Raw genomic sequence first — 25,251 nt, forward strand, 5'->3', positions numbered from 1 at the left:
GACGATGAACCAGCAGAACGGACAGCAAAACGGTCAATCGGGCGTGCAGACTGCCCTTTTCAAGGGTAAGTCGCCACGTAACGCGCTGATCGCAGCGGGCCTCATCACGGCCCTTGTCATCGGCTCTCTCGGCTTCTACTACCAGGTAAAAGAGAATGCGAAGGCAGACGAGGAAGCTGCACTGAAGAAGAAGGCGAAGTCCGCCGAAGTAGTTGACAAGTCCAACAGCACGCAGGATCTCGACAAGACCATCGAGGACCAGCTGAGTGCCGCGCACAAGCTGGCGGCATCCGAGGCGCGTGCGGCCGCCGCAGCGCGCGCCTCGGCACAGTCGCCCCAGTCATCCGATTCCGCGCAAGGCTCGCGCGCCGGTGCGCCTTCCCTGACTGCCGACGGCTTCCTCAACGATCAGCATACGCAGTCGATCAAGGCGCAGTCGGATGAAGACGCGATCTACGCGTCGCCGATCTTCAAGGCGGGGCTGAAGGTCAAGGATTCGGTGCCGCAACAGTTGAACCAGATGCCGGGCATTCTCACGCCCGCGCAGGTCGCGGCGCAACAAGCCGCCGCCCAGCAGGCCGCGGCTGGCTCGGCAGGTGACCGTGTCGCTGCTGCGCTGTCCGCCGCCGGCGTTGGTCAGCAGGCCGGATCGCGTCCGTATTCGACGCAGGATCACGACAGCGCCTTTATGAAGAATGTGTCGGCTCAGTCGGAAAACGGCCAGGATTTCGCCCGCACCGGCTTCGTGGGCCAGGCGCGCGGTTGCGTACTTTCGCCGCCGCATCACATTGGCGTGCTCGCAACCGAGAAGCTGAATTCCGACCGTCCCGGCGCGGCCGCGCTCGTTGTCGAGAAGGACGTGTACGACAGTATCCGTGGCGATTGCCTGATGATTCCGAAGGGCAGCCTGATCACCGCGCCCTACAGTTCCGACATCCAGCCCGGGCAGGAAAGCATCCTTGTTGCCGCGACCGAGCTGCGTTTGCCCAATGGCAAGCATGTGCCGCTCTATGGCGCGCAGGGCGCAGACGGCGACGGTGCGGCAGGGTTTTCGGGTGACGTGAACAACCACTTCCTGAAGATCTTCGGTACGTCGTTCCTCACGGCGATCCTTCTGGGTGCATTCGACAAAGGCGGCACTTCGTCGACGACCACTGGCCCGCTCGGCGTTACGCAGGTTGGCACGACGGCCGGACAGGTCGCAGCGCAGACCTCGCAGTCCGTGCTGGAGCGATACAAGAACATCCCCCCGACCATTACCGACGATCCGGGCAAGCGCCGTTTCATGCTGAAGGTCAATCGCGACATCGTGCTGGAGCCGTATCACGATGAATAAGCAGGTAGCCGCGCGGCTGATTCTCTCCGCGATGCTGAGCGCGATCGCGCATCTGGCATCGGCTTCAACGATTGCTGAAGTGATCAGTCCCACGAACGTCGTGCTCGTGCACGGCAACGCGCGTGTGCTTGCGTCGTTTGACGGAAAGCCCGTGTTCTGGTGCGGCCTGCGCGCATTCGAGTCGTGGGCTGCACCCCTCGTCGGTCAACCGGTCGCAAGTAGCCCGGACATAGGTATCACGGTCTCGGTCGACGCGCACGATGTACCGCTCGAGCGCCTGCTCGTCTCAAAAGGCTGGCTGCAGCCGGTGGCCCTCGATGACGACGCCCAGGCCGCGATTGCGGAAGGCCGCGGCGGGTGGGCATGCGCGAGCGTGACCGCGCCGTTTGAGCTGATGCATACGAGTGTCGATCCGAAGGTGCTGGCAGGCATCGCGCTGAATGAATCGGGCCTCAATGGCCGGGCGTGGCCGTGGACCCTGAACATCGCGGGGCAGGGCTTTTTCTTTCGCACGCGGGAGGACGCCTACCGTGTTGTTCGGTCGTTGATCGCACACGGCCGCAGCGATTTCGACGTCGGCATCATGCAGGTGAACTGGTGCTATCACGCGCGGCGCTTTACTTCGCCGTGGCAGGCACTCGCGCCCGCGACCAGCATCCGGGTTGCCGAAGACATCCTGAACGAGAACTACAGCAAGACGCAGTCGGTTGCGAAGGCGATCGCCTATTACCACAGCGCCAATCCGGTTCCGGGCCAGGCGTATCTCGCGCGTTTTGCGCGGCACCTCAACCAGATCCAGGCCGGACTATGAAGCACACTGTTTCCCGCATCGCCTTCGCCTGCGCCACGCTGTTTGCCGTAGTCGCCTCGCACGCCGCGAACACTGACCCATTCGATTTCGATTACGAGATCGCGGGCGGAATCGCTGAGCGTCCAGCCCTCATCTTCAACGACGGAACGAAGACCTACATCCAGCCTCGCGCGGGTCAGGCCATTACCGCCGTCGGGGGCCATGCGGAAGGCCCCTATGTCGTTGTCGATGGCACGCCCGAAACGATCACGTACACGGTGGCCGGCCGCCCGGCCAGCGCGCGCTGGACGAAGGCGAATACGTTCATCGGCGGCGGGGCGCGCGGCGCGCTCGCGGCGCTGCGCGACGATCAGCCCGCCGCTTTCGACGGCTTCACAAATCGACTCGTCCTCATCGGCATGCATGGTGCGCTCGAACCGGTCCGCGCACTCAAGGCGAGCATGCCCGTGGCCAGCTTCGTCAAGGCGCTGGCCCCGCAGGGCTGGACGGGGTCTGCACAGAAGGACGTGGACATCACGGATGCAAGCGCCTTTGCCACGCGTGCGGGCGAGAACTGGATGCAGGCGCTCGATCGCCTGATGACGCAAAGCGGACTGTATGCGGACGTTGATTTCACGTCGCGCCACATCCGCCTGCACCGCGATGCGCCGAAGTCCGGCGCGCTCAACTATGCCGCTGGCGAAAAATCGCAAGCTGATGCGATCGCGCAGACCGCGGCTGCGAAAACAGAGGAAGCGGCGCCGCCCGCTCCGCCCGCTTCCCTGCTGGCCGAATACTTCGGCGCACAGGCGATCCGCGACGGCGACGACACACATACGCAGATCCGCTTCGCAGCCAGGCCGACGGGGGATCTCACGTTCAAAACGCCCGAAGGCCGTTCGCTGCATCCGAAGTGGGATGCCAGTGCGAACGTGATGACAGTCGAGCGCGCTGAGCGCATGGTCGTGTCGGACGGCACGAAGACGGTCGAGCTCGCGCGTTCCGCGGGGACGGTCTATGACTTTGACGCGGCAAGCCCGGCGCACCTTGAAGCTGTCTTTGAGCGCGACGGGCACACCTATTTCAAGTTCGCTGACTCGGTGGTGCAGATCAACGTGGCGGACGTGAAGCACCTGGGTTCCGGCGAGCAGAAGGGACGCTACTACATGTTCAACGGCACGTCGGAGCAGTTCATCGTCACTGCGGATGGCAACACCGTGAACGTCACGCGTCGCCACGACGTGAAGTACTTCGAGCGTCCTGCGCCGGGAGCGACTGTGCCGGCACCAGTCACGACCGTGGCGAAATCGTGATGAAGGGCGCGCTTCGTCTGTTCGTTGTGCTCGGGTCACTCGGATGCGCAACCGTAGCGCGGGCCGACTGCCTCGATGACGCGGCTGCGTACCGTCACATCAGCGCGCAACTGGTCCGGGCGATTGCGCAGCACGAATCGGGCATGCGCCCGGGCGCCGTGAACGTGAACAGCAACGGGACCGAAGACATCGGCCTCATGCAGATCAACTCGTCTTGGCTGCCAAAGCTTGCCCGGTATGGCATTCGCCGTGAGCACCTCTTCGACACCTGTGTGAACGCCTACGTCGGCACGTGGATTCTGGCCTCGAACATCAGACAGTTCGGGCCGACCTGGAAGGCCGTGGGTGCGTACAACGCAGTCTCGGCGCAAAAGCAGCTGATCTATGCCAACGTCATTTATCGCCGCCTGCAGCGGCAGGGGCATTAACCAAATGAATGTGACCATCGAACGCAATGAACGGGTGCGCGTGATCGCGCGTGTGCTGGCCGCGCTGGCGCTGGCGGGTTTGTCAGGCTGGACGCATGCTGCGATCGACCCCGATCAGTCGCACGTTGCGCCCCGATCCGGCGATGGCTGGCAGATCCTCTCCGCAGCCCCGTCGTCCCGCGCGACGACGGCGAATCCCGCGCCAATGGCATTGGCGTCAATAGCCGCCGCTGCGCCCGCTGCACCTGCCGCCGCTGCAACGGTCGCGCTCGCACCGACCTCATTGGGCGAATCGACAGGACCGATTGCGACGCGTGTTGCATCGGTTGTTGTGCCTGGCACGCCGGCGACACCGGGTGGCGTGCTGACGCTTTCCCTCGCGCCGCAGGACCTCAATCTGCGCAACGCGCTCGATCGCTGGTTGCAGACGCAGGGCTGGCAACTCGCGTGGAAGGTCGATGACGATCTGCCGCTCGAATTCAACGCGACCTTCTCCGGTGACTTCACGTCTGTCCTCACGCAGGTCATGAAAGCGACCAATCACATGCGCGTGCCCACGCGTATCTGCCGTCACACGAACAACGTCATCCGCGTCATCGCACGCGCGGCCAACTGCCAGGACTAACACCATGCGTCACGCTTCGATTCCCAAGACTGTCCTTGCCGCTGCCTGCTCGCTGATGATCGCCGGTTGCGCGGTCTATCAGAGCGACATCAACTCGGCTTACGACGGGGTTCATCACACCGCGAGCGACGCGATGGCCAACCTGCCTGGCTCGATGGCGCTGGTGGAAGACGTGCCGACGGCGTTCCTCGGCGACCGGCTTGTCCCGGTCGCGTATGAAGCGAAGCTGCCCGCGACGTTCCGCGAGAAGAAGGTGACGATGCCCGCGAACATCGGGATCAAGGAGATTGCGGCGCTCATCTCGGGCGCAACGGGTTATGCGGTCCATCTGAGCCCCGACGTGTTCGTGCCGCGCAGTTCGCTGGTGCCGCGCGAGTTGGCGGGTTCATCGGGTGGCAAGGGCGCAACGACAGGGTCGGGCGGGCTGAACGGCAAGGCCTTTGAAGAGCCGTTTTACGGGCAGGTTTTCACGGGCTATGCGGGCGAGTATCTGACCCGCATGACGGAAGACCTCGGTCTCGACTGGTCGTTCGACGGCTCGACCATCAACATTACGCGCTTTGTCACGCGCATGTACCAGATCGCCGCGATCCCGGGCAAGGTGTCGATCAAGTCGACCATGTCGAAGGGTATGGACACATCGACGGGCAACCAGGCGAACGGCAGCGGTGGATCGGGCGGCAATACGGGCTCATTCTCGGCACAGACGTCAACGGGGCGGGAGGGGAATTTTGACCAGATCGAGGCGATCAGGGACGCGCTCGACAAGCTGCGCTCGCCGATGGGTCGCGTGAACGTGAATCCGCAGAGCCGTCTCGTGATGGTGTACGACACGCGCGAGGCGGCAGACCGGATGGGCAGGCTGCTCGCCCAGGAAAATGCAGTTTCGACGCGTCAGGTGATGCTGCGTGTGCGCACGCTGCAGATTGCGCTGACGAGAGGCAGTCAGGCGGGCGTGAATGCCGATGTGGTGTTCAACTATATCCAGAACGGCCTGGCGAAGTATGCGATCAGCTTCACGGCACCCACGTCGCTCGCCTCGGGCGGGGGTACGGTCGGCCTGTCCGTGCTGCAATCGAACGCGCCGTTCTCGGGCACGAATGCCGTGCTCAATGCGCTTAACCAGTATGGCCGGACGGTGCAGGACAACACGCAGACGAAGCTGACACTCAACGGCCTGCCGGTTTCCATTGCGTCGTTCCAGAGCGACGACTATCTGCGTTCGACGACGGCTTCGGCAGGCAGCCTCACGGCCACTTCCGGTGGCGTGCCGGGCCTGACGCCGGGGACCGTGACGACGGGCGACTTCGTCAATATCCTGCCGTCGGTCAACGACCATAACCAGATCATCCTCGCGTACTGGAGCGACAGTTCAAAGCTGAATGGTCCGTTCACGTCGGCGTCGGTCGGGTCTGGCCAGACGCTGCAACAGATCCAGCTGGCGCACACGACCGGCACCAAGGACGATCAGACGATCGCGCTCTCGGACGGCCAGACGGTGGTGCTCTACGGCCAGATGACGGACCTTGCGGACAGCACGACGAATGGCGGTATTGCGGGTATCACGGGTCTGTGGAACAAGTCGAAGACCTTCCAGGTGATCATGCTGACGGCTACGGTCGTCCCGTCGATGTGAGCGCGGGCATGCACATTACCGATCCACTGCCGCGCGACAGGAACGCGCGCCTGGTCTTCGGGCTGGACTGGCGCGCCTATCCGGCCAGACAGATGCGCGCCGAGCGCCGCCGTTACGCCGACGACTTCGGTGCGACGCACTACGTCGAGTACCGGAGCGGCAAAGACATCATTGGCGGCTTTTGCGCACCTGACACGGGCGAGATCAGGGGCGCCAGGCTCTACTCGGGCGCGGCTCGCATTGCGCAGCATGAACGGGTGAAAGGCAAGGCTGCCGTACTCGTGATGCTGCAGGACGACCAGCGCGTGCATGTTGTCTTCGTGGTGCGCGGTGTCGTGCGCAGCGACGAAGTCCTGACGGCCCCGAAGGCGCACGAGAGGCGTCTGGCGATCGAGCAGGAATGCCTGAGGCTCAACCTGACGCTGACGACGCTCGGCTCCGGCCAGGCCGTTGGCGACGTGGACGAGAACTTCGGCGCTGCCGCGCTGCTTGGGGATCGCAAGACTGGCCGCATCGCGAAGGTACCGGTCAACCTGCCGACAGTCGTGCCTCTGCTGGTGATAGTCGCGGCCGCTGTCTTCGGGGGCATCAAGCTGATGGACTCGTTCAATCCGCCGCCCCCGCCTGCGCCGAAAGAGCCGTCGTTCGAAGAGAAATATGACGCGCTTGTGCGTCAGACGTTCGCCGCGAAGATGCCGCGCGCGAATGAACTGGCGCCGGCCATCCTCGCCGCACTTGGCAACAGTGAAACGGTCATCGCAGGCTGGGTTTTTGACAAGGCAGTCTGCGCGTCAAAGGGCAATTGCATGATCACCTACAGGCGCTACGGTGGCAGCTTCGACGATTTTGGTCGCGCTGCACCCCAGGCGCTGCGCCCGCTTCATTTCGACGCCGATGGTCTGCATCTGGGCGCACGTGGTCCGTTGATCCCTGAGGTCAATGTGGTGGCGAACAACGATGCGAAGACGTGGCCGTCGGAACAGGCTCTCATCGACATGCTGCAGACGCCGCCCCAGCGGTTGTCGACGAAGCCATTCGAGCTTGCCAGCTATGGCTACAAGGTGAATCTCGAGCCGTCGAAACCGCTGCTGGCGATCACGCCTGGCACGCCCGGCGCGCGGCCGCCACGCATGATTCGTGTCGGCGCCTGGGAAATCAGCGGATACCGGTGGCAGGCGGTTCTGCTCTCAAAGCTGCCTCCCGACATGACGCTCGACAGCATGACGGTCGAGCTGAAGCTCGATGAGCGCGGCGCTTCACGCAACCAGTCCAACCCGGCAAACGAGCAGGCCGGTATCCATTTCATCGCGAAGGGCAAATACTATGTTCTCGACTAAACGGCTGACAGCGATTGCCTGTGCCCTGGCGCTGGTATCTGGCGCCGCGCAGGCACAACAAAACAGGCCGGCTGCGCCACACACGCAGCCAGCAGGCGCGCGCGTACCCACAGCCGATATCGACATGGGTTCGCCCGCGTCCGCGAGCGTTGCAGCGGCTAGCGGTGCGGCGACAGCCAGCCCTCTGGCCAGGTCGCCTTCTGCGGCATCCCAACCAGCCGCGCAGCCGGTATCGGCTCCCGCCACGCCGCATCTGTCGATCGACGACATCGACCAGATTACCCGTTTGCAGATCGCACGCCAGCTTGGTGGCAATGGCGGGCAGCAGGGTAGTTCGGTCGCGCCGGCCAGTGCGCCCGCACCGGCACCCGTCGTCAGGGCGACGTCTGCGAGTTCCCGGGCGGAACCGGTGCGCTTCGTTGGCGCTTTCAGCGACATGCACGGGACGTCGGTGCTGTACGAGTACCGCAACGCCGCCTATCCCGCGCACGTCGGCGCGAAGCTGCTCAATGGCTGGACCGTGAAGCGAGTTGATGGATTCGTCGTCACCGTCGCGGATGGCAGGCGTATCTGGACGGAAACCATCAGCGGCGGCACGGCCAATACGCCGGATAACCCGCAGGCATCCGGCATTCCGGCGCGAGCGCTGAATGATCTGGGTGGACCGCTCCCTGCTGGCACTCCTCTTTCTGCGATGGGGAACTGACGATGAGCCTGTTCAACGGTATTGAAAAGGACGAGCCGTCTTCGCGCGGCATTCTTGGGCGGTTCCGTGCGTTGCGCGCCGGGTTCACGGACGAATCCGCGGCGTCGATGCCTATCGCCGGTGCAGACGGCAAACAGGACACCGATCGCGAGCCGCGCTTCGTGCGCAAAAGCAGGCCGCTGAAAGCAGAGCCTGTGGACACGAAGCCGGGACAGCCGATGACGCTGGGCATGCGGCTGAGAATGGCGGACGTCACCGACGTCGACGCCAATGAAGGGGACTCGCATGAAGCGGTGGGCGTTGGTCTGACACAGCCGGAAGCAACTGCGCACTCAGCAACTGGGCACGCAGCGCAGGATGAACCGGCGATGCATCGCACGGCTGAAGCGCAACCGGTCGCCGACAGCGTCGCAGCAACGAAGCGCTCCGTTGCTCCCGAATCAGCGATGGAGCCTCCCATGATGGAGCCTCCGATTGCTGAGTCTGGCGAGCTGCGGGCCGAAGCGCATGACGTTGTGCCGCCGACCGAGCCCGTTAAAGAGGTGCAGGAGGTGCACGAGCTCCATGCGCACGCGGATCTGGTCAGGCAGCAGGCTGAGTTCCTGCCGTCAGGCCTGCCGCAACTGGTCGCCGCCGACGCACTGACTTTCAAGCGCATTCTGAGTGAGCGGGGCCAGGATGCGACGCTGCGCATTACGGATGCCGCACGCCGTGAGTTTGTGGCGGTCGAAGTGCAGGCCGGTATGGCAATCGTCGTCACGACGCGGGCCTTTCATGAGTCCGCGCTTTATCCGACCTATGTGATGGATCTCGAGCGCGCCGATATCAAGGTGCATGAAGAGATGATCGCGACGGACACGGTGATTGCCGCGATCTACGCACGCGAGCGCAACCGGTCGGCGGCGATCATTCCTGAGAGTTCGCGCGCGATCGGCACGTTCCGTGACGTTACGGAAGCCGCGCATAGCTACGGTGCCAGCGACATTCACTACGAGTACCGCGATTTCAACGACGATGTCGAAGTCCGGTTCCGTGTGAACGGCGACCTCTACACGTACCGCAGGCTGCCCAAAGCGCTGGTGCGTCGCGCGCTGTCTGCCGCCTATCAGGATCTCGTCGCGCGCAACACGAACTCCGGCGAGACGTTCCAGCCGACCGCGCCGCAGTCGGCGATGATCCCGCTCGTTGTTCATACCGACATTCTCAACATCCGCTGGCAGAGCACGCCGCTCGTCGGTGGCTTCGATGTGGCGCTGCGTCTGCTCGACGGCAACTTCCGCAACTGCAAGGTGCTCATGCCCGAACAGATGGGGCTCGAGCCTAGCCAGCTTCTCATCATTGCTTCGCTGTGTAACGTCAGCGGCGGCGTCTCGATCTTCACAGGCGAAACGGGGTCGGCGAAATCGACCTTGCTGCGTGCGCTCTCGTACATGCTCACCGCGCGCGATCTGCGCAAGCAGTTCGCTGTGAACGAACCGTCCGAGTATCCGCAGCCCTGGCTTTCTGATATTTCGATTCCGCGCCGTCCCGATGAGACGGACGAAGAAGCGAACCGCAAGTGCGCCGAGGTGATCCGCTCGCTCATGCGGATGGACCCGGATGATGTGACGGTGGGGGAGATCCGCGATCGTGTCGTCGCCGGGCTCGTGGCGGAACTCGCGCTCACCGGGCACCCGGTCCGGACCACGCTTCACGCCGATAGTGCGATTGGTGCATTCATGCGCCTCGCCGGCGGGCGCCTGCAGTTGCCGATGGACGAAGTGTCCTCCGAGAAGTTCGTCAATGCCGTCGCGAACCAGAAACTGATCCCCCTGTTGTGCCCGCACTGCAAGGTGCCGGCACGTGACGTGATGTCCGCGGCGCAGATCGAAACGCTCGAACGCAAATTCGGCCTGGACACTTCGAAGATGGCGTGCCGCGACGACGGCGGTTGCGAACACTGCCGCCTGAAGGGACTGTTCACGCGGGCGGGCAAGGTGGCGGCCGGCACGAAGGGGCAGACGCTTGCAATGGAAATCTTCCGGCCAACGATGGAGTTTCTCGACTGTGTTGCCGAACGCGACTGGCGCGGCGCGGAGCAGGTATGGCGATCGGCGCGCACGACCGGCTTTGATAGCGACGACATGACGGGCAAGACCATCTATGAGCACGCGCTCTACAAGGCGTCACAAGGCATCATCGATCCGCGCTTCGTCGACACCGCGATGCGCCCATTCGGCGACTACCGGATCTTCGGTGACCGCGACGGGAGAATGCCGTCGTGATCCGCGGACTGATTCATTCGCTGTTCATGGCGCTGCCGCAAAAGGAGCGGCTGCGCATCGCCAGATGGCGCTTCCAGAAGATGCGCGAGACCTTCTATCGCGAGACGCGTCTGGACGTGGCGGCCAAGGGGCTGCGCAATCGCGAGACGCTGCTCGAGCGGCTGAACACCCTCGAAAAACGTCATCGCTCGCGCCAGTGGCTGACGTGGCCAGTTTTCCAGGCAGTCGCGAAACGCATGGTCGCCGGCGATGACTTTGCCACTGCGCTCAGGCCGTTCGTTCCAAGCCAGGAACACACGCTCCTTGACATTGCAGGTACGTCGACGCGCGAAGACGCCGCGGTGCGGGGCTTGGAGCTGGCGGAAATGGCCGCTCATGCAGAAGGGGTGCTCGCGTCGACGACGTCGCTGGAAATGGCCTATCCGGCGTTCCTGATTGTCTATCTCTACATGTTCTGCATGCTGTTCGGCGGAGAGATCTTCCCGGCTGTGGCGGACACGAAGCCGGTCGATCAATGGTTGCCGATGGGGCAGACGCTCTATGCGATCGACACGTTCTGCTACCAGTACTGGTGGCTGAGCGGTGCGATCGTCGCGGGCCTCGTCTCGTTGTACTTCTGGACCCTCAAACGCTGGACCGGACACTTCCGTAACCGCGTCGATGCCATGCCGCTGATGTGGCGTAACCGTCGCGACCTGCGTGCGGCCCTGCTGATCGTGTCGCTTGCGGGTCTCTTCGATTCGAACCTGGTCTTACGGGCGGCGCTCGACCGTTTTGCGAAGACCGCCGACCCGTGGCTCAGGTGGCACGTTGACCGCATGAGCCGGCGGCTCACGCAGCGCCCGGATGAACCGATGCGGGCGCTCGACACCGGCATCTTCTCCGAAATGGTGATCGACACGATCGCCGACGCGGCGGGTTGCGACCAGTTCGTCCAGGCCATCAAGACTCTCGGCCGTCATTCGCTGGACCGCGTCGTCGCCACCGTGCGTCGCAATGCGCGCATCACGCATTACGTGCTGCTCGGCTTCGCCGTCATGCTGTTTTTCGTGCTTGGCATCGGATCGTATGTCGCGACCGGCGCTGCGAGCTTCGACTCTTCTCCGACCACATCCGCTGCAATCAATTGACAGAGGCAAATCAATCATGAACAACAAGCCGAACCAGATCCAGACCCAGGAACAACGCAGGGCAGCGATGCTGCGCATGGCCCGCCGGCGCAGGCAGTCGGGCGAGCTTTCGATGATCGAGGCGGCAGCCGTCATGGCGGGTGCGGCGCTGCTCGCACTCATCGTCTACCAGGGCCGCAGCTTCGTGATGGATCGTATCCACGCGCACCAGTTCAAAAGCGAGGCGCAACTGTTCCGCAGCGGCATTCAGGATGCAACGTCGAACGACATTGATTTCTCGGCCGAGTCGCTGCTCACGCTTGCACAGAATCACGCCTTCGATTCGGCAGGCGCCAGGGTGAACACGGCATCCGGCACCCTGACCGGCATCTTCGGCGGCTCGGTGACGGCTGTGCCCGCCACCATCGCAACGACGGACGATGCAATGGCCGTGACCTATCCGGTTCCCGACACCGTCTGCTCGCTGGCGGTGGGCGCAATTGCGGGCGCCTATACCAAGGTTACCGTCAACGGGACGACGGTCTCCGATCCGAATACGACGTTCAATGGATCGACGGCCGGGACGGCGTGCAAGTCGGGTGGTGCAACAGCGACCATCGCGATGTACGCGACGCACAACAACTAAGGATCGCTGCCCATGTTCAGCATCGTTGAGATGGTGGTCGTGCTGGTGGCCGCCGCGCTGATGACCACGGTCGCGATCAGGGAAGACGCCGCGAAGCGGCGCACGCAGGTCATGACGGCGGAAGGTGTGAACGAGGCGGTCATCAACTCGGCGCTATCTGACTGGGTGACGAACAACTACACAACGCTGATTGCGGGCGGCCCTGTCCCGGTCATCACCAATCCGCCGACCATCAATGACCTTTTTACGCAGGGGAACCTGAAACAGCCTCACGCGCCGGGGCCGTTCTGGGGCGGGTCATACGTGATCAGCATGAGTGTCGGACCGGCAACGTGTACGGCCAGCGCGGGCGACTGCCACGTCACCTACGTCATGTATCCGTCGAAGCCGCTGACGCGTGGCGGAAAGCCTGATGTCGTCGGCGCGGCGCAGATAGCGCAGGCTGGCGGCAACGCGTTCGGGTATTCGAAAGTGCAGAACGCGGGAACGATCACCGGTCTCAACGGTGCGTGGACCGCGACCAATCCACTGGGCAGTGTCGCGGCCGCCATTCTTGCGACCAACGGGCCAACGTCGGACGGGAACTCGGTCTATATCCGGCGTGACGGCGCGCTGACATGGACGGGCGATCAGAACGTCAATCACGTCAGCCTGCACAACGTTCACGATCTGGATGCAGAGGGGACGGTGAGCGCCGCGAATGTTGATGCCACGGGCGCTGTGGCCGCAAGCGGTGCGGTAGCCGCGGGCACCAGCGTCACCGCCGGCACGACGGTCGTGCCAGGCGCCATTGGCTGGCCCCGGACGGCGTGCCCGAAGGTCAATGCGATGACGGGCGCGAGCGACAACTCGGGGCTGATGCTGTCGTGCCAGAACCTGTCCGGTGTCCTGCAATGGATGCCAATTGGCGGACCGAAGCTCTGGTACGGCTACACCGCTATCCCTTCCGGCGGCGGTACCTATGTGCCGGGTCCCGTGTGTCCTGCGGGCGGCACGCCAGGGATCGTGGTGACGGGGCAGAGCACATACACCGATCCGACTGCCGCGATCAATTACCCGACGACTGGAACCGGCCCCTGGACGGTCTACATCACGGACGGCAATGGAACGGTCATAGCCGGCAGTGCCGTCGCTAATACATTTTGCGCCTATTGATGGGAGAAAGAATGAGCCTGACGAAGGTCTTCATTAGAGTTTTGCTGGTTGTTTGCACGATGCTCGGTAGCCGCGCCGCTCTGGCAGGGCCAGTGAGGTGTTCGGTCAACAACCAGGATTCAACGTGCGTCGGTCATCTCACAACAGCGTGGCAGACCGCGCCCACGTGTCCGAGTACACCAGGTTATACGACGATAACCCCAGCGAAGTGGATCGGCTCGCAATACTCAGCGCCGGTGTGCAACTATCAGGCACCGCCTGTCTGCCCACCAGCAACTACCCAAACTTCTGCGCCGACATGGACCGGATCGAGCTGGACGCCCGCGTTTTGCCAGCCGACAACGCCACCGCTCACCATCGTGTCGGCTACCGGATTCGATGTATGGGAGGATTGCGCAGCCTTCACGAATGGCAGCAAGAGTGGCACGATGCCCGTATTGCTCTACCAGGCGACCTGGTCGGATGGCTCCACTTCGTACTACCAGTACTGGACCGGTCAGCGACTGCCGGTATTGCCGGACAGTTCGGGCAATTTCTACCTGACATCGTTTGGCGACAATTGGCCAGACGCATCGTTGTACCCGACCGGCGCCCAAAACCCCGACCCAAGCGCCCCGCCGCCGCCAGACCCCGCGTATGCGTGCAGTGGCTCCAACCACTAACCCGTGTAATCCACAAATGGAAATGCCCCATCGTCAACTGATGGGGCATTTTTTTATTTCATCTCACCTGGCGCCGCTCATCCGTCTGCGGCATCCGGATCACATCATCCGATGATGTTGCCCGTTGTGAAAGTGAAGTTCCGCGAAAACGCGGTGCCGTTCACCGTACCGTTGATCGACACTGTGTAGTTTGCATTCGGCGTAAGCGGCGCGGTGGGATAGGCGACGGCCTCGAACGCCGGAAGTAGCTTGTTCGGATCGCTCGCCGAGTCGAGTACCTGCAACGTAATGACGTTGCCCGCCGTATCTGTCATCGTGCCCGATTGCAGACGGATCGTGTCGGTCAGATTGCCGGCGACAGCTACCGGGGTCCCCCAGTTGCCTGAGGTATTCGGCGGTGTCGGCGTTTCGCCACCAGCCGAATAGGCAACGCCTGTCGTGCCCTGGCACGGGAAGGTCAAGGGCACGCTCGCCAATTTGGCTTGCATGTTCGCGAAGGTCAGCGACGCCCAGAGCTGCGGGAAGCCGTTGAACGTCGTTTCATAATTGCCGATACCGACCGACGTTGCCGGCCACACTGCGATTGCGATGTGATAGATGCCAGAGAGCCACCCATAGACGAGCTGTTGACCGTACTGGTCTTCCGTCAGCTTCTGGCTGGTGTAGAAGCCAGCACTCACACCAGCGACCGAGATAGTCTGCGGATAGCCAAAGTGCACCGCCCGGTCGCCATACGTCACTCCGGTAAAGCCTGCGTTGCCCGACACTTCGGTATCCGAGATGCCGTTATTCGTCGTAGCCAGATACTGAGCATGGGACTGTGCTGCCAGGTCCAGCACCGCATTGTCCTGAAACGCCGCAAAGCCGCATTGCTGACGCTGCGCGTTGAGCAGGTTGAAAGCCGCGAGTTGCGCGCTACCCGTCGCGTACTGCGGCGTCGTCAGATTCGTGACTGCGGTCGATGTGGAGGCTGCCGCAGTGTTGCTGCTCCCGCTGCTGCCACCGCCGCCGCCGCCGCATGCAGAGAGGGCAAGCGCGGCGGCAAAAGAAACGGCGGTCAGAGAAATGTTCTTCTTCATTATTAACTTCCTTGGATTTGTTTTTGGCCGTGCCCCTTGCGCGACCTTGATTCCATCTTAACGAGCGCCGAGCGAAGTCAAGTCTTCGTGCTGCCGCGTGCGTTTCGCGTCTCGATTTCGCATAAATGCGCATTTCCAGCGCGTCGGCATTGTAGATATATCGGAAATTATTCGTAAGTCTTGAGCCGAGCGGGCAAGCTAGCGACGCTGACGCCTGCGCCGATGAAAAATCCGCAGCCCGATGAAGGCAACCACCAACCCAAAGCCAGTGGCTTCCGGGAGAAGCCTCGCCAGTTCTGGCACGAGTCGCGCCCCCATGAAGATTGCAAAAAGCGCTATGGCTATCCGGCCGACCCATGGCTCCGCGAGCAACGTGACCAAGCGGGAGCGCTGCTCGCTCGCCCATTTACCGTATCCCTCGTTCGTCTTTTCGAGATCGAAGCCAGCCGCGTCGATTGCACGTTCGCTCTGATAGAAGCGCTCGTACCGTTCGAAGCGACCGTCCCCGTGTCCTTCCAGCCAGGCCGCGCTGCTCTCCGGTGCCATGTAATCGAAGTCGTCCATAGCCTCAGTGCATACGCCCGGCTTGCCAGCCGACAGCGCCGACAGCATTGACGATTACCTGGCCGTCTGCTTCAGCGTAGTAAACGCCGGTCTCGGGGTTCTGCCATCCGAATTGCGCATTGCCGTCGACGTCGAAAACGACCAGGCCGGCTGGCAGATCACGGCAAGTGCTCGTATCAGGCGTCAGCATTGGTCCTCCGTGCTGCGCGCTTGCGCGCGCCGAGCTGCTGCATACAAGCGGGGCAATGGAAGCGGTTGTGCATTTCGATCTTCGCGTCGTTGTTGGAAACAACGTAGTGTGTGCCACAGCCGCGGCACGGTGCGACAGTGAGACGGGCGTCGGCCGCCATGGAACGGATCAGGTTCCAACCGCGGTCCGGCATGATGAGCCTGTTTCCGCCAAACAGGCGATCGTAGACATCGTTTGTCGCAAGCAGAGCTTCGGCCGGATTTGCGTCCATTGCTGTCGCCGATCGATACAGCCATGCGTAGACGGTTGCATGCAGGCGGTGAATCGGCGTCTCGACAAACCATGACAACGACGTCGCCGTGTTGCCGCAGGGCGAGCTTTTGCCGTGGATCTGGTGATAGCGGGTACGCATCTGGTGCTGATTCAGATTGAACAGGTTCGATGCAGTCGAAGCCCGCAGGCCATATGCCATCATGGCGGTCGCGAAAGCCTCGTTTTTCAGGCGGCCTAGGCGCAGTTCACCCCACTGCGCTGCGTACGGCAGATTGCCGACGCGCGACGGCGAAGTCAGCATGATCTGATGGGCGACAAGCTCGTCCGTCAGCGTACTTGCAGTGAACTCGTACCAGAATGTCGGGCTGTCGAAGCGCCAGCGGAACAGGGGGAGTTCCTTCATGCGCGTCACGGCAAGATTGAGTTTGTGAGTCGGGACCGATATCAGGTACTTGGCCAGCTCCGTCGAAATACCGAGCAGGGGTGCGCTCATCACGCTGATATTGAGCACCTGGGTCATCAACGAAACGAAAACGACGTTCTGCTGATTCACTGCGTAGGCCAGCAATGAATCCAGCGGGGGCGTCTTGCGACGAAGCTCGTCGACGGCAACGGTCGTCGCCGTGTTGTCGACGAAACAGCGCCAATCTTCAACTGACTGTAGGGTCGGCTCGACCATCAGGAACGGAGCACGCAGCAGACTCCGCAGCGAAGACTGGTTGAGTTGCAGCTGCTCGATCTCTTTGCGCTCGACGTTAAACACCTCGTTGAAGCGCCCGTCGTTTTTCAGCATCCATTTGAGATGGTCGACCAGATTGAAGTTGACCACCTGGATCTGGTCGATGAGCCATTCAGGTACGTGGAACCGGTCGATCGCCCGATAATTTTCTTTGTTATTCACTGCTTTTGTCCTTTTATCTCTCTTGTTGCTAATTGCCTGAGGCCTCAGGCTGCGCGAACTGCTGCCACCAATTCCCCGTGAAACTTGCCGATGAGATCAGCAAGCCCGCCGAGCAGGCCCTTGTAACGGTTGACCGAGCCGTCCGCCGTCACTAGTAGCTGTGCGCTGTGGTAATCCTGAATGAAGGAGCCGAATTTCTCGACCAGTCCGGAAACCCGCTTTTCTACGGCCTCCATCTGCTGGACTTCGGATTCCTCCTTCACCTTGCGCTCTGCGAGGTCGGCAAGACGCGTCTTTGCGGCGTCACACTCAGCCGTCACGCGTTTGAGTTCCGCGAGCTTGGCTTCAGTGGCGTTTTCCAGATTCCTGATGGCCTCGGGCGTCACTTCGACTTCGACTTCCTTGATCTGCACTTTCGCGTGCGCCTCGGAGAGTTCGCGTGTCTTGTTCGTGACTTCGCGCTCGAGCTTGGCAATTTCGCTCTGCAGGCCGCTTGTCGCCTGTTCCGCATTGTTCAGATCGACCATCGTCTTGCGCAGAGACTCCTTGCCCTGCTGGAGTTCCTGGTTCAGACGCCGTGCCTCGACCGTCAGACGTTCGTTATCGTTCTTGGCGTCGTCAAGCTGGCCGTAAATCTCGGCGAGCTGGCTCGTCACCGTTTCCAATGCGCTATCCTTGTCGGAGATTCGATCCTCGTATTGCGCAATGAGTTTTTTGACGTCGCGCTTGCTCAGTTCAGCGTTCTCACGCTTTGCTTCAATAACCATCGCGACGACATCGTCGTCCTTGTTGACCAGCAACTGCATATCGCTGATCGAAAGCATTTCGACGGCGCCGCTGTTCGTGCTGAACCGCTCGTAGCAGCGCATGTAGAGGTAGACCGAATCCCGCTTTTTCCGGAAGGTGGCTTCGAGGAAGCTGTAGACCAGTTCGGCTGCTTTGTGCCGGACCTGCTTCGTGTCGCCGAGGGTGTTCACGAAGTGACCTTCGACGCGGGTACGGATGTGGTAGAACGAGCCGCCGATCCGCATGTGTTCCAGCAGGATCTTGCGAGTCGAGTGTGCGACGTCCTCCGCTTCTTCGGCAATCGAAGCGCGCAGCGCATCGCCGATCGCGTCGCCGCCAAAAAACTGTTTGACCAGTCGGCTGATTTCCGTCTCTGAGGGAACGTGCGCAAAGGCGAGGGGAAGATCGCGCTCGATTCCGTTGTTGTCGTTACTTTCGTTACCTTCGGGCCGCGTCGGATCAAAATCGTCGTCGTCGGCCGCCGTTGCGATGTCGTTACGGTTGCTCATCAGTTACTCCGGGAAACCCCGCCATTCATGGCGGGGAGGAAAGGAGCGCCGCCAACAGGCGGCATTCCCGCGTTAGAATTACCGGCATGGTTCTCGTCTACCGCTATCGCGTGAAGTCGCTTAACGGCCTGTTGAACCGGCAAAGCCGGGCGGTGAAAACTACGTCTGGAACTTCTGCAACGACACGCAGAAGCATGCGCTCCGGTGGCGCAGGAAGTGGCCGACTGGCTTTGACCTGAACATGCTGACCACCGGCAGCAGCAAGGAACTTGGCATCCATTCCGGCACGGTCAATGCAACTTGCGAGCAGTACGCGAAGTCGCGCGGCCAGCACCGGCGTGCTTACCTGCGCTATCGCGGCAGGAAGTCGCTCGGCTGGGTACCGCTGAAGGGCCGCGACCTGAAGCGTGAGGGTCAAGCGTTCCGCTTTGCCGGCAACACGTTCCGTGTGTTCGACAGCCGCCCGCTGCCCGAAGGCAAGATCAAGGACGGGACCAACTTCGCTCAGGACGCGCGCGGCAACTGGTTCCTCAACATCGCGATCGAGGTGGCCGACGTCCCCGCACGCCCGATTCGCACGGGTGTTGGCATCGACCTTGGTCTGAAGCACTTTGCCGCTCTCTCCACGGGCGAAAAGCTGCCCAATGACCGGTTCGGCCGGCGCACGGCCGACAAGCTTGCGCTGGCGCAGCGGGCGCGCAAGCACAAGCGGCATATCGCGAAGCTGCATGCCAAGGTGGCCAATGCCCGCGCCGATTCCCAGCACAAGCTCGCGCTCGATCTGGTGCGTCGGTTTGATTACATCGCAGTCGGAAACGTATCGGCCGCAAGGCTCGCCAGAACCAGGATGGCGAAAAGCGTCTACGACGCATCCTGGTCTTCCTTCCGGGACAAGCTCCGCTACAAGGCGATCGCGCACGGGGCCACGTTCGAGGAAGTGAACGAAAGCGGTTCTTCCCAGTCCTGTTCGTCGTGCGGCTCGAAAGACAGCACGACGCGGCCGAAAGGTATCGCGGGATTGCGAGTAAGAGAGTGGGCCTGCAGTAGCTGTGGTGTCGTGCATGATCGTGATACCAATGCTGCCTTGAACATTCTCCGATGCGGACGTGCATCGCCAGTTGTGGGAATCCCCTGCCTTTAGGCAGGAGAGGACGTCAACTTGCTCTCTTGAGGTTGGTCTTGTGGTCGCGCTTGGCTGGATTGGCGCTGGACGAGAGGCAGGCTGCGCGGACTCTGTCGCACGTCGCGGCAGGGGAGGCGAGCCGGCGCAGTGAGCGCGGGGAACGTGCATGCACATTGCGTTCAATGGCATTTCATGTCGCATACAACAAAACTCCATTCTTTTTGGTTCTTGTTTCACGCTCGGTCCAAGCATGGCGGATCGGACTGGTATGAACCCTGTCTTCGTCGCGCGTACGCCCAGAATACGCGTCGTTTTCGGCCCGAAAAGTCGCTAAGAAGCACAGCTTCATATAGCTTTCACGGTCTTGTGATCGGATTGCCGTCTTTTTAGCCAACTTTCAAACGGCAAGAAATTCTGGAACTTTAGGAAAAATGCGGTAATTTTTTAGGGTTTTCCCTCACTTTCAATCGATGACGGTGGATAGAATCCGATCCCGTTTCAGCGAGAGCCATTAGAGCCTCGCGAGCGGAATGGACGTTGACCTGCACTCGACCGCGCTTTTCGTGCAGCGCCATTCGAGTGCGTAGCCACTGGCGCAGATCATCGATCCGCATGAGGTTGACGGGCAGTGCCGGCGATAGCTCGCAGTTTTTGTTGGGAAACACGGCGATGCTTTCGACCCACCAGACAGCGGGCAACACGGAGCGAAGAAAGCCGACTTTCGAGCGGTTTTGAGCCAGCGGCGAACGGCGGACTTCGCTGTGCCCATCGGCGCCCACGCGTACGATCGAAAGTTCATCGCGCCCTGGCATGATCTGGCCCGTCCAGTTCTTCGTTTCGACAACGAAAATGCCGAAAGGGGTGATGGCAAGATGATCGACCTCGGCGGTCGGAAATTCGGTGCCAGGAGCGTGGTTCAGAAGGAGAGGGCCATCATGTAGATAGAAGTTATCGCCGCATAGCCAGGAGAGCGTTGCATGAAGCTCTGCCTGAACGATCGCCTCGCCTGCGTCACCGCTCTGTTCGCTCCGAAGGGTGGGAACGGCGGCCTGATTCGAACGCCCGACTCGGGCGTTCGCCTTCCTGCAGAAAAACCGCCACGCCAGATAAACCGCCGCCGCAAAAATGATCCAGTGCATGTACCTGCTCCTTAAGAAGTAACAGGTTCAGTCTGTCTGGATTTCGGCAAAGTCAAGTCGTCGACTGATCGCGGGCGGGCCGTGAGCTTTCACGACGCCCCGAAAGCTACATGGTTTGGTCGAGGTTTCCGGGTTAAGGCTCTGAACCGGCTAAGGCGGACCAGGCCGAAGCGTGTCCTCACGCGTCAAAGCTGCACGACATTCGCAAGCATTCGGCGTGGCCGTTGCTGCTGTCGCGGTTAATCTGGTCCTGTTCAACCGCGTCTTGCGACGCATCGATCTGCCGCGAGTGATCGCGCGCGTCCTTCGTATTTCTTACGCTCTCGTCGGTCTGCCAGTGCTTTCGTGCGCGCCTTTCCCGGGTCCGCACGAAAGCGCTTCGCGCCGTGTTTCCTTGCTCATCGAGCATCGAAGCCACCGGACATGGTCCGGACATTCCCTGTTGATTTTTCTGGAGAGAAAAATGTTGCGAGTCCTGTTCAAAGACGCGGCTAAAGCACCGGGCAAACTGCTCGCCCTGTGCTTCATCGTGTACTTCGCATCTCAGTCGTTCATCATCGATGTCTTTCTCTTCCTGTTCGCTGTCGCGTGGGTAGCGTCGGCAATGAAGAAGAAGTCCAAGGCCATCCTTGCAGCTGAAGCGGAAGCTGAAGCTGCGCGCGCCGAAGCTGAAAAGCTCGCCGCGGCTGCACGTGTTGCAGCCCAAGCGAAAGCACAGGCCGCTGCAATGACGGGCATGCCTGCGTCGAACGACAGCAATGCCAAACCGGCGTCGACGAAGCAGTACGCGAAGTCGGCCGTTGTTATCCCTTTCAAGACCGGTACCTGACCCAGTCAGGCTATCGCTAGTCCTTACCGTCATCTTGGGCTCTTTTGCCCAGGTGACGGCTCCTGAACCCCGCCGGGAATCCCATTCCCGCACACGGGCCATGAGATTGCCGGCATCACGGAGCAATCCCATGGAACCCCAAGTAGCTGCATGGCAGCTCGACATGTTCGGCGACTCGTCGCCGGTACTCATCACCCCAGCCAGGCCGGACCCGCTGCCCGATCCGCACCTGTGGAGCGAGGAAGTGCGCGACAAGATGGTCGACGCATTGATTTCGCTTGCAAGCGACAGCCGACGCGGCGATAGCATGCCTGAGTCTCTTATGGACTGTGCGGACCTGCTCGCGGAGCGCCTGCGTAACCGCAAGATCGACGCGGACGATTACCGCGCGACGCTCGGTTGGATCATGGGTTACTGGGATGGCGCGCTGCCTTACGTATACGTGTGCAAGGTTAACGGGGTCGATCCTGAGATCATGCAGGACGTCATTCTGAGCACGCCGTTGCTTGCGCGCGATCTGCGCGAACTGCAACGCATGTGCTTCGGCACGCTGCTGTAGGAGAAAAGACATGCCGAATGCTGCAACCCTCTTTTCCCGCGTACTCGCGGATATGTTCCCTTGCAAGACTGCCACCTCCCATCAAGCTCCTTCTCAACCCCATCAAAACCCGCACGCCGCGGCGTCGAGTACCGATGACGCGTCGGCATCAACCGTGCGACATAACGTTCCGCATCATGTCGTAGGGCAGGGGGCGCCGAACGAAACCATCGTGACGATCGGCGATGTCCCACATCTCTTTGTCGACGAGGGCGATCACATTGTCCAGTTCGCGCCGGCATTTGACGATCATGCCGAGCAAACTGAGTTCGGCATGAAGATCGTCCCCGACCTCATTCCGTACTGGTCTCAGGTCTGCATCCATCGTTGTGCGCTCAAGGAGGCACTGGCCACTGCGATCCGTCAGGTCCGCACAGGTGCCGTTCAAGGTGTGGCAAGCGCACCGCAGGCGAGCAACATAGCGCCACAAGCCACAGCAAACGAAGGCGATGAGCCGTTCGAGTCATCGGGCGGCAGGCCCGCGCGCGAGCGGCGTGTTTCGAATCACGACGGGGCGAGCGTTATAGGCCGCATCGTGTCGTGGGGCGAAGAGAAGTTTCCGGATCGCAAAAGGCCTGGGCGCTTCTATGAGTCGTTTGCGATGCACATCGAAACCGGAACGGGAGAACGCACGCTTCAGGGCGAAGGCCTCAAGGAAGCGATTGCCGAGTGCCGTTGCTCCGTTGGCGATGTCGTTTCTGTTCGCCGTCTGCGCAAGATCCAGGTGCCCGCAATACGGACCGACGGCACGCCGAAGATGGTCGACGGCAAACAGGTCATGTGGGACAAGTGGCTCTGGTCCATTACTAAATAAAGGAGTTTTAGATGGCATCTGTGAACAAGGTTATCCTCGTGGGCAACCTCGGCGCTGACCCGGAAGTACGTTACCTGCCCAGCGGCGACGCTGTGGCCAATATCCGGCTCGCAACAACCGACCGCTACAAGGACAAGGCTTCGGGCGAGATGAAGGAAGCCACCGAGTGGCACCGGGTCTCGTTTTTCGGGCGTCTCGCGGAAATCGTGTCGGAGTATCTGAAGAAGGGCTCGTCGGTGTACCTCGAAGGCCGCATCCGCACACGCAAGTGGCAGGCGCAGGACGGTACCGACCGCTATTCGACTGAGATTGTCGCGGAGCAGATGCAGATGCTCGGCGGTCGCCCTGGCGATGACCGGCGATCACGCGATGACGATGATCAGTCCGGCCAGCCGCGCGCGAGTCGTCCGACACAGCAGCCTGCTGGTGGACGCCCGGCTGCGCAACCGCGTCAGCCTGCACATGCTGAGGGCGCGTCTATGGACTATGGCGGCGGCGGAGGCTTCTCGGACATGGACGACGACATACCGTTCCATGGTTTCCATGCACGCGCGGCGTGGTCCGTGATTTGATCCCGCAAAGTCTCACCGTACTTCTTTAACCTCTCCTGTATTGCCTCACCTTCGTTGCAACGGCACACCTTCGGGTGTGTCGTGCGACGCATCTCTTCGCCAGCGTTGGCGACATCGTCTGTTCCATATACCCAATCCGTCTGCTGAAAAAAGCCGCCCGCCGATGCGCGGACCGCTTTTTTGAGCACGCGTTTTTACGCCTGTCTCAGGCACCGACCAAAACCCACTCACTTCAAGGAGAGTGATTCATGACTGTAAGAGCAAAAGAGCTGACGCCCGAGCAGTACGCGTGGCTACAGCGCAAGCTGGCCGGGTTCTCGCTCTCCCCGGAGCAATGGATTTCGCTCCTGGTGAGCTATGGCGTGCCTGCAGACCGTCTCACCGGCGACGCATGTGCATGCCCTATGTGCGGCGGAACTGACCGCTTCACCTACGACAACAAGCGTGGGCGAGGCGACTGGGTATGCCGCCATTGCAATAATGGCGATGTGATGGCGGGCGACGGCCTTCAGTTAATCACACGCGTCAACCGGATGGGGCTGTACCGGCTGATGCGTGAAATTGACGGTGGCCCTGCACCGCGGGCAACCCGTATCGCTGGCGCTGCTGAAGTACCAAAGCCTAAGCGCAAGGCAAGCCCGGAGTTCACTGCCAAGCGTCTGAACTCGATGTGGAATGCTGCGAAGCCCCTGTCGGCTGGTGACCTGGTGATGCGTTATCTGGGCGCCCGCGTGGCCGGCTTACGTGTTGCACCCTCGCCGGCGCTGCGACTCGGCATGCTCGAGTATCGGCACGAGAAGAAGGTGATCGGCAGCTGGCCAGGCATCCTCGCGCGGTTCGAGTTGCCCGATGGACGGCTCGGCACGCTGCACCGGACTTTTCTTGAACGATCGACGCCGTCAAAGGCGCAGATCGTTTCGTCCGACGGCGAAATCCTCGACCCGAAGCTCAACGACATGACGCTCAATCCGCTTGCTGGCGGTGCCGTACGTCTGATGGAGCCGAAGAACGGAGAGATCGGCGTCGCAGAGGGTCTGGAAACGGCGTGCGCCGCACACATGCTGACGGGTGTACCGATGTGGTACTGCCTGAACATCGGGCTGCTGCGTCAGTTCGTGGTGCCAGAAGGTTTCGGCATTCGCGTGGTGCATATCTTTGTCGACTTTGACGCTGTCGATCCTAAGACCGGCAAGTCTGTCGGCGTTGCGGGTGGCGTCGAGCTGGCGAAGCGTCTGCGTGCAGAAGGCTTTACCGCGATCGTTCATCGTCCGCGCTTGCGCGGCACAGACTTCGCGGACGAGTGGATGACGCGCAGCACGAACAGTGTTCCGCTTTTGACAACGCAGCGGGTCGCTCGATCCGCCGCGAAGGCTGCAGCAACAGCCTGATCTGTAACTTGAATGGCGGCGTGCGCCGCTGACAATCAACTCGCCCGGTGGGGATACTCCCCGCTGGGCAGTATTCCGTCGGGCTTTTTTCTGGAGCAGAAAAATGGCCTCGTTCAAGATTCTGTTGGGCAATTACTCGATCGTCGCGACGAACGGTGCAAGTGGTGGTCGCCAGCCGGTTGGCAAGTCGGATGCCGTGTCGTTCGATGTCATCGACCGTCGTTCGCAGGGCAACGTGCAGTTCGCTGCGCGCGATCAGACGTTTTCCGAGGCGTGGGATTTTTGCGCACGTCGTCTCCTTGTTATTGCTGCCTCGCGGCCGCACTGAACCGTGAATGCAAAACGGCTCCCCCAGTAATGGGGGAGCCTCAGACTGCTGACAAAGTCCCCCTCAAAGCCTGGCCACGCGCCGGGCTTTGTCGTTTAATGAGCGTCATGCTCAAGAACCCGACACCGATCCAGCACGAACTCGAGATGGT

Annotated in this window: 24 protein-coding genes and 1 pseudogene; 19 read left to right on the forward strand and 6 right to left on the reverse strand. The window is 61.6% G+C overall.

Translation table 11 applies throughout. From position 1 onward, the window contains the following. Window positions 1–4 precede the first annotated feature (4 nt). From BN2475_RS00095 to BN2475_RS00150, 12 genes are all read left to right on the forward strand, one after another. Entirely contained in the window at window positions 5–1,336 is a 1,332-nt protein-coding gene (locus BN2475_RS00095) for a TraB/TrbI/VirB10 family type IV secretion system protein (RefSeq protein ID WP_094777547.1), read from the forward strand. Beyond that, the gene (locus tag BN2475_RS00100) at window positions 1,329–2,147 is read left to right on the forward strand and encodes a transglycosylase SLT domain-containing protein (protein WP_094777548.1); all 819 of its coding nucleotides are present in this window, start codon (window positions 1,329–1,331) and stop codon (window positions 2,145–2,147) included. Before BN2475_RS00095 ends, BN2475_RS00100 begins: the two co-directional genes overlap by 8 nt. Continuing rightward, a complete protein-coding gene (locus BN2475_RS00105; protein ID WP_094777549.1) occupies window positions 2,144–3,439 on the forward strand; it encodes a TrbG/VirB9 family P-type conjugative transfer protein in 1,296 nt (431 codons plus the stop codon). The genes BN2475_RS00100 and BN2475_RS00105 overlap by 4 nt, the downstream gene beginning before the upstream one ends. Continuing rightward, window positions 3,439–3,867, forward strand: a complete 429-nt coding sequence (locus tag BN2475_RS00110; RefSeq protein WP_094777550.1) for a lytic transglycosylase domain-containing protein — start codon at window positions 3,439–3,441, stop codon at window positions 3,865–3,867. The genes BN2475_RS00105 and BN2475_RS00110 overlap by 1 nt, the downstream gene beginning before the upstream one ends. Window positions 3,868–3,871: 4 nt before the next feature. Next, window positions 3,872–4,492: a toxin co-regulated pilus biosynthesis Q family protein gene (locus BN2475_RS00115; RefSeq protein WP_094777551.1), complete on the forward strand. Its 621-nt coding sequence runs from the start codon at window positions 3,872–3,874 to the stop codon at window positions 4,490–4,492. A 4-nt stretch (window positions 4,493–4,496) separates the two neighbouring features. After that, window positions 4,497–6,128, forward strand: coding sequence for a type II secretory pathway protein (locus BN2475_RS00120; RefSeq protein ID WP_094777552.1), 1,632 nt, complete (start codon window positions 4,497–4,499; stop codon window positions 6,126–6,128). Between the two features lie 8 nt (window positions 6,129–6,136). Beyond that, the gene (locus tag BN2475_RS00125; RefSeq protein WP_094777571.1) at window positions 6,137–7,465 is read left to right on the forward strand and encodes a type IV pilus inner membrane component PilO; all 1,329 of its coding nucleotides are present in this window, start codon (window positions 6,137–6,139) and stop codon (window positions 7,463–7,465) included. A 124-nt stretch (window positions 7,466–7,589) separates the two neighbouring features. Next, entirely contained in the window at window positions 7,590–8,171 is a 582-nt protein-coding gene (locus BN2475_RS00130; RefSeq protein ID WP_245841108.1) for a hypothetical protein, read from the forward strand. A gap of 2 nt (window positions 8,172–8,173) precedes the next feature. Beyond that, the gene (locus tag BN2475_RS00135) at window positions 8,174–10,435 is read left to right on the forward strand and encodes an ATPase, T2SS/T4P/T4SS family (protein ID WP_094777554.1); all 2,262 of its coding nucleotides are present in this window, start codon (window positions 8,174–8,176) and stop codon (window positions 10,433–10,435) included. 26 nt (window positions 10,436–10,461) lie between these two features. Beyond that, complete coding sequence (locus BN2475_RS00140; protein ID WP_425435433.1) at window positions 10,462–11,565, forward strand: type II secretion system F family protein; 1,104 nt, start codon at window positions 10,462–10,464, stop codon at window positions 11,563–11,565. A 16-nt stretch (window positions 11,566–11,581) separates the two neighbouring features. Then, a complete protein-coding gene (locus tag BN2475_RS00145) occupies window positions 11,582–12,190 on the forward strand; it encodes a type 4 pilus major pilin (RefSeq protein ID WP_094777556.1) in 609 nt (202 codons plus the stop codon). Window positions 12,191–12,220: 30 nt separating this feature from the next. Then, window positions 12,221–13,345 (forward strand): hypothetical protein, encoded by a 1,125-nt coding sequence (locus BN2475_RS00150; RefSeq protein ID WP_342744558.1) that lies wholly within the window; start codon window positions 12,221–12,223, stop codon window positions 13,343–13,345. A gap of 766 nt (window positions 13,346–14,111) precedes the next feature. Here the strand turns inward: BN2475_RS00150 and BN2475_RS00155 are convergent. The 5 genes from BN2475_RS00155 to BN2475_RS00175 all read right to left on the reverse strand — a co-directional run bounded on the left by BN2475_RS00155 (window position 14,112) and on the right by BN2475_RS00175 (window position 18,309). After that, window positions 14,112–15,086: a CAP domain-containing protein gene (locus tag BN2475_RS00155; RefSeq protein WP_094777558.1), complete on the reverse strand. Its 975-nt coding sequence runs from the start codon at window positions 15,084–15,086 to the stop codon at window positions 14,112–14,114. Between the two features lie 198 nt (window positions 15,087–15,284). Then, window positions 15,285–15,650: a hypothetical protein gene (locus BN2475_RS00160; protein ID WP_094777559.1), complete on the reverse strand. Its 366-nt coding sequence runs from the start codon at window positions 15,648–15,650 to the stop codon at window positions 15,285–15,287. A gap of 4 nt (window positions 15,651–15,654) precedes the next feature. After that, on the reverse strand, window positions 15,655–15,840 hold the full coding sequence (locus BN2475_RS00165) for a hypothetical protein (RefSeq protein WP_245841109.1): 186 nt from the start codon (window positions 15,838–15,840) through the stop codon (window positions 15,655–15,657). After that, entirely contained in the window at window positions 15,827–17,014 is a 1,188-nt protein-coding gene (locus BN2475_RS00170) for a FlhC family transcriptional regulator (RefSeq protein ID WP_094777560.1), read from the reverse strand. Before BN2475_RS00170 ends, BN2475_RS00165 begins: the two co-directional genes overlap by 14 nt. A 44-nt stretch (window positions 17,015–17,058) precedes the next feature. Beyond that, window positions 17,059–18,309 carry a hypothetical protein gene (locus BN2475_RS00175; RefSeq protein ID WP_094777561.1) on the reverse strand — a complete coding sequence of 417 codons (1,251 nt, stop codon included), beginning with the start codon at window positions 18,307–18,309 and terminating at the stop codon, window positions 17,059–17,061. 86 nt (window positions 18,310–18,395) lie between these two features. Here BN2475_RS00175 and BN2475_RS00180 point away from each other — a divergent pair. Beyond that, window positions 18,396–19,450: pseudogene (locus tag BN2475_RS00180) on the forward strand (RNA-guided endonuclease InsQ/TnpB family protein). A 404-nt stretch (window positions 19,451–19,854) separates the two neighbouring features. On the opposite strand, the gene BN2475_RS00185 reads toward BN2475_RS00180, so the two are convergent. Next, on the reverse strand, window positions 19,855–20,571 hold the full coding sequence (locus BN2475_RS00185) for a nuclease-related domain-containing protein (protein WP_094777562.1): 717 nt from the start codon (window positions 20,569–20,571) through the stop codon (window positions 19,855–19,857). Window positions 20,572–20,743: 172 nt separating this feature from the next. Here BN2475_RS00185 and BN2475_RS35220 point away from each other — a divergent pair, with 172 nt between their 5' ends. The 6 genes from BN2475_RS35220 (at window position 20,744) to BN2475_RS00220 (ending at window position 25,100) form a co-directional block, all read left to right on the forward strand. Next, window positions 20,744–21,400 carry a hypothetical protein gene (locus BN2475_RS35220; RefSeq protein ID WP_245841110.1) on the forward strand — a complete coding sequence of 219 codons (657 nt, stop codon included), beginning with the start codon at window positions 20,744–20,746 and terminating at the stop codon, window positions 21,398–21,400. A gap of 130 nt (window positions 21,401–21,530) precedes the next feature. Beyond that, window positions 21,531–21,959, forward strand: coding sequence for a hypothetical protein (locus BN2475_RS00200; protein ID WP_094777565.1), 429 nt, complete (start codon window positions 21,531–21,533; stop codon window positions 21,957–21,959). A 10-nt stretch (window positions 21,960–21,969) separates the two neighbouring features. Next, window positions 21,970–22,812 carry a hypothetical protein gene (locus BN2475_RS00205; protein ID WP_094777566.1) on the forward strand — a complete coding sequence of 281 codons (843 nt, stop codon included), beginning with the start codon at window positions 21,970–21,972 and terminating at the stop codon, window positions 22,810–22,812. Between the two features lie 11 nt (window positions 22,813–22,823). Beyond that, window positions 22,824–23,384, forward strand: a complete 561-nt coding sequence (locus BN2475_RS00210; protein WP_094777567.1) for a single-stranded DNA-binding protein — start codon at window positions 22,824–22,826, stop codon at window positions 23,382–23,384. A gap of 248 nt (window positions 23,385–23,632) precedes the next feature. Further along, complete coding sequence (locus BN2475_RS00215) at window positions 23,633–24,772, forward strand: primase-helicase zinc-binding domain-containing protein (protein ID WP_094777568.1); 1,140 nt, start codon at window positions 23,633–23,635, stop codon at window positions 24,770–24,772. 103 nt (window positions 24,773–24,875) lie between these two features. Then, entirely contained in the window at window positions 24,876–25,100 is a 225-nt protein-coding gene (locus BN2475_RS00220; protein ID WP_094777569.1) for a hypothetical protein, read from the forward strand. Window positions 25,101–25,251 lie beyond the last annotated feature (151 nt).

It is taken from the genome of Paraburkholderia ribeironis, from assembly GCF_900019265.1.
Taxonomy (GTDB): domain Bacteria; phylum Pseudomonadota; class Gammaproteobacteria; order Burkholderiales; family Burkholderiaceae; genus Paraburkholderia; species Paraburkholderia ribeironis.

What these genes read in the sequence shown, in the direction of transcription:
- BN2475_RS00105 (WP_094777549.1), top strand. Translation starts at nt 2,144, where the DNA reads ATGAAGCACACTGTTTCCCGCATCGCCTTCGCCTGCGCCACGCTGTTT.
- BN2475_RS00185 (WP_094777562.1), bottom strand. Translation starts at nt 20,571, where the DNA reads ATGCACTGGATCATTTTTGCGGCGGCGGTTTATCTGGCGTGGCGGTTT.
- BN2475_RS00200 (WP_094777565.1), top strand. Translation starts at nt 21,531, where the DNA reads ATGGAACCCCAAGTAGCTGCATGGCAGCTCGACATGTTCGGCGACTCG.
- BN2475_RS00135 (WP_094777554.1), top strand. Translation starts at nt 8,174, where the DNA reads ATGAGCCTGTTCAACGGTATTGAAAAGGACGAGCCGTCTTCGCGCGGC.
- BN2475_RS00145 (WP_094777556.1), top strand. Translation starts at nt 11,582, where the DNA reads ATGAACAACAAGCCGAACCAGATCCAGACCCAGGAACAACGCAGGGCA.
- BN2475_RS00150 (WP_342744558.1), top strand. Translation starts at nt 12,221, where the DNA reads ATGGTGGTCGTGCTGGTGGCCGCCGCGCTGATGACCACGGTCGCGATC.
- BN2475_RS00165 (WP_245841109.1), bottom strand. Translation starts at nt 15,840, where the DNA reads ATGCTGACGCCTGATACGAGCACTTGCCGTGATCTGCCAGCCGGCCTG.
- BN2475_RS00125 (WP_094777571.1), top strand. Translation starts at nt 6,137, where the DNA reads ATGCACATTACCGATCCACTGCCGCGCGACAGGAACGCGCGCCTGGTC.
- BN2475_RS00220 (WP_094777569.1), top strand. Translation starts at nt 24,876, where the DNA reads ATGGCCTCGTTCAAGATTCTGTTGGGCAATTACTCGATCGTCGCGACG.
- BN2475_RS00160 (WP_094777559.1), bottom strand. Translation starts at nt 15,650, where the DNA reads ATGGACGACTTCGATTACATGGCACCGGAGAGCAGCGCGGCCTGGCTG.
- BN2475_RS00130 (WP_245841108.1), top strand. Translation starts at nt 7,590, where the DNA reads ATGGGTTCGCCCGCGTCCGCGAGCGTTGCAGCGGCTAGCGGTGCGGCG.
- BN2475_RS00215 (WP_094777568.1), top strand. Translation starts at nt 23,633, where the DNA reads ATGACTGTAAGAGCAAAAGAGCTGACGCCCGAGCAGTACGCGTGGCTA.
- BN2475_RS00120 (WP_094777552.1), top strand. Translation starts at nt 4,497, where the DNA reads ATGCGTCACGCTTCGATTCCCAAGACTGTCCTTGCCGCTGCCTGCTCG.
- BN2475_RS00095 (WP_094777547.1), top strand. Translation starts at nt 5, where the DNA reads ATGAACCAGCAGAACGGACAGCAAAACGGTCAATCGGGCGTGCAGACT.
- BN2475_RS00155 (WP_094777558.1), bottom strand. Translation starts at nt 15,086, where the DNA reads ATGAAGAAGAACATTTCTCTGACCGCCGTTTCTTTTGCCGCCGCGCTT.
- BN2475_RS00140 (WP_425435433.1), top strand. Translation starts at nt 10,462, where the DNA reads ATGGCGCTGCCGCAAAAGGAGCGGCTGCGCATCGCCAGATGGCGCTTC.
- BN2475_RS00110 (WP_094777550.1), top strand. Translation starts at nt 3,439, where the DNA reads ATGAAGGGCGCGCTTCGTCTGTTCGTTGTGCTCGGGTCACTCGGATGC.
- BN2475_RS00210 (WP_094777567.1), top strand. Translation starts at nt 22,824, where the DNA reads ATGGCATCTGTGAACAAGGTTATCCTCGTGGGCAACCTCGGCGCTGAC.
- BN2475_RS00100 (WP_094777548.1), top strand. Translation starts at nt 1,329, where the DNA reads ATGAATAAGCAGGTAGCCGCGCGGCTGATTCTCTCCGCGATGCTGAGC.
- BN2475_RS00205 (WP_094777566.1), top strand. Translation starts at nt 21,970, where the DNA reads ATGCCGAATGCTGCAACCCTCTTTTCCCGCGTACTCGCGGATATGTTC.
- BN2475_RS00175 (WP_094777561.1), bottom strand. Translation starts at nt 18,309, where the DNA reads ATGAGCAACCGTAACGACATCGCAACGGCGGCCGACGACGACGATTTT.
- BN2475_RS00115 (WP_094777551.1), top strand. Translation starts at nt 3,872, where the DNA reads ATGAATGTGACCATCGAACGCAATGAACGGGTGCGCGTGATCGCGCGT.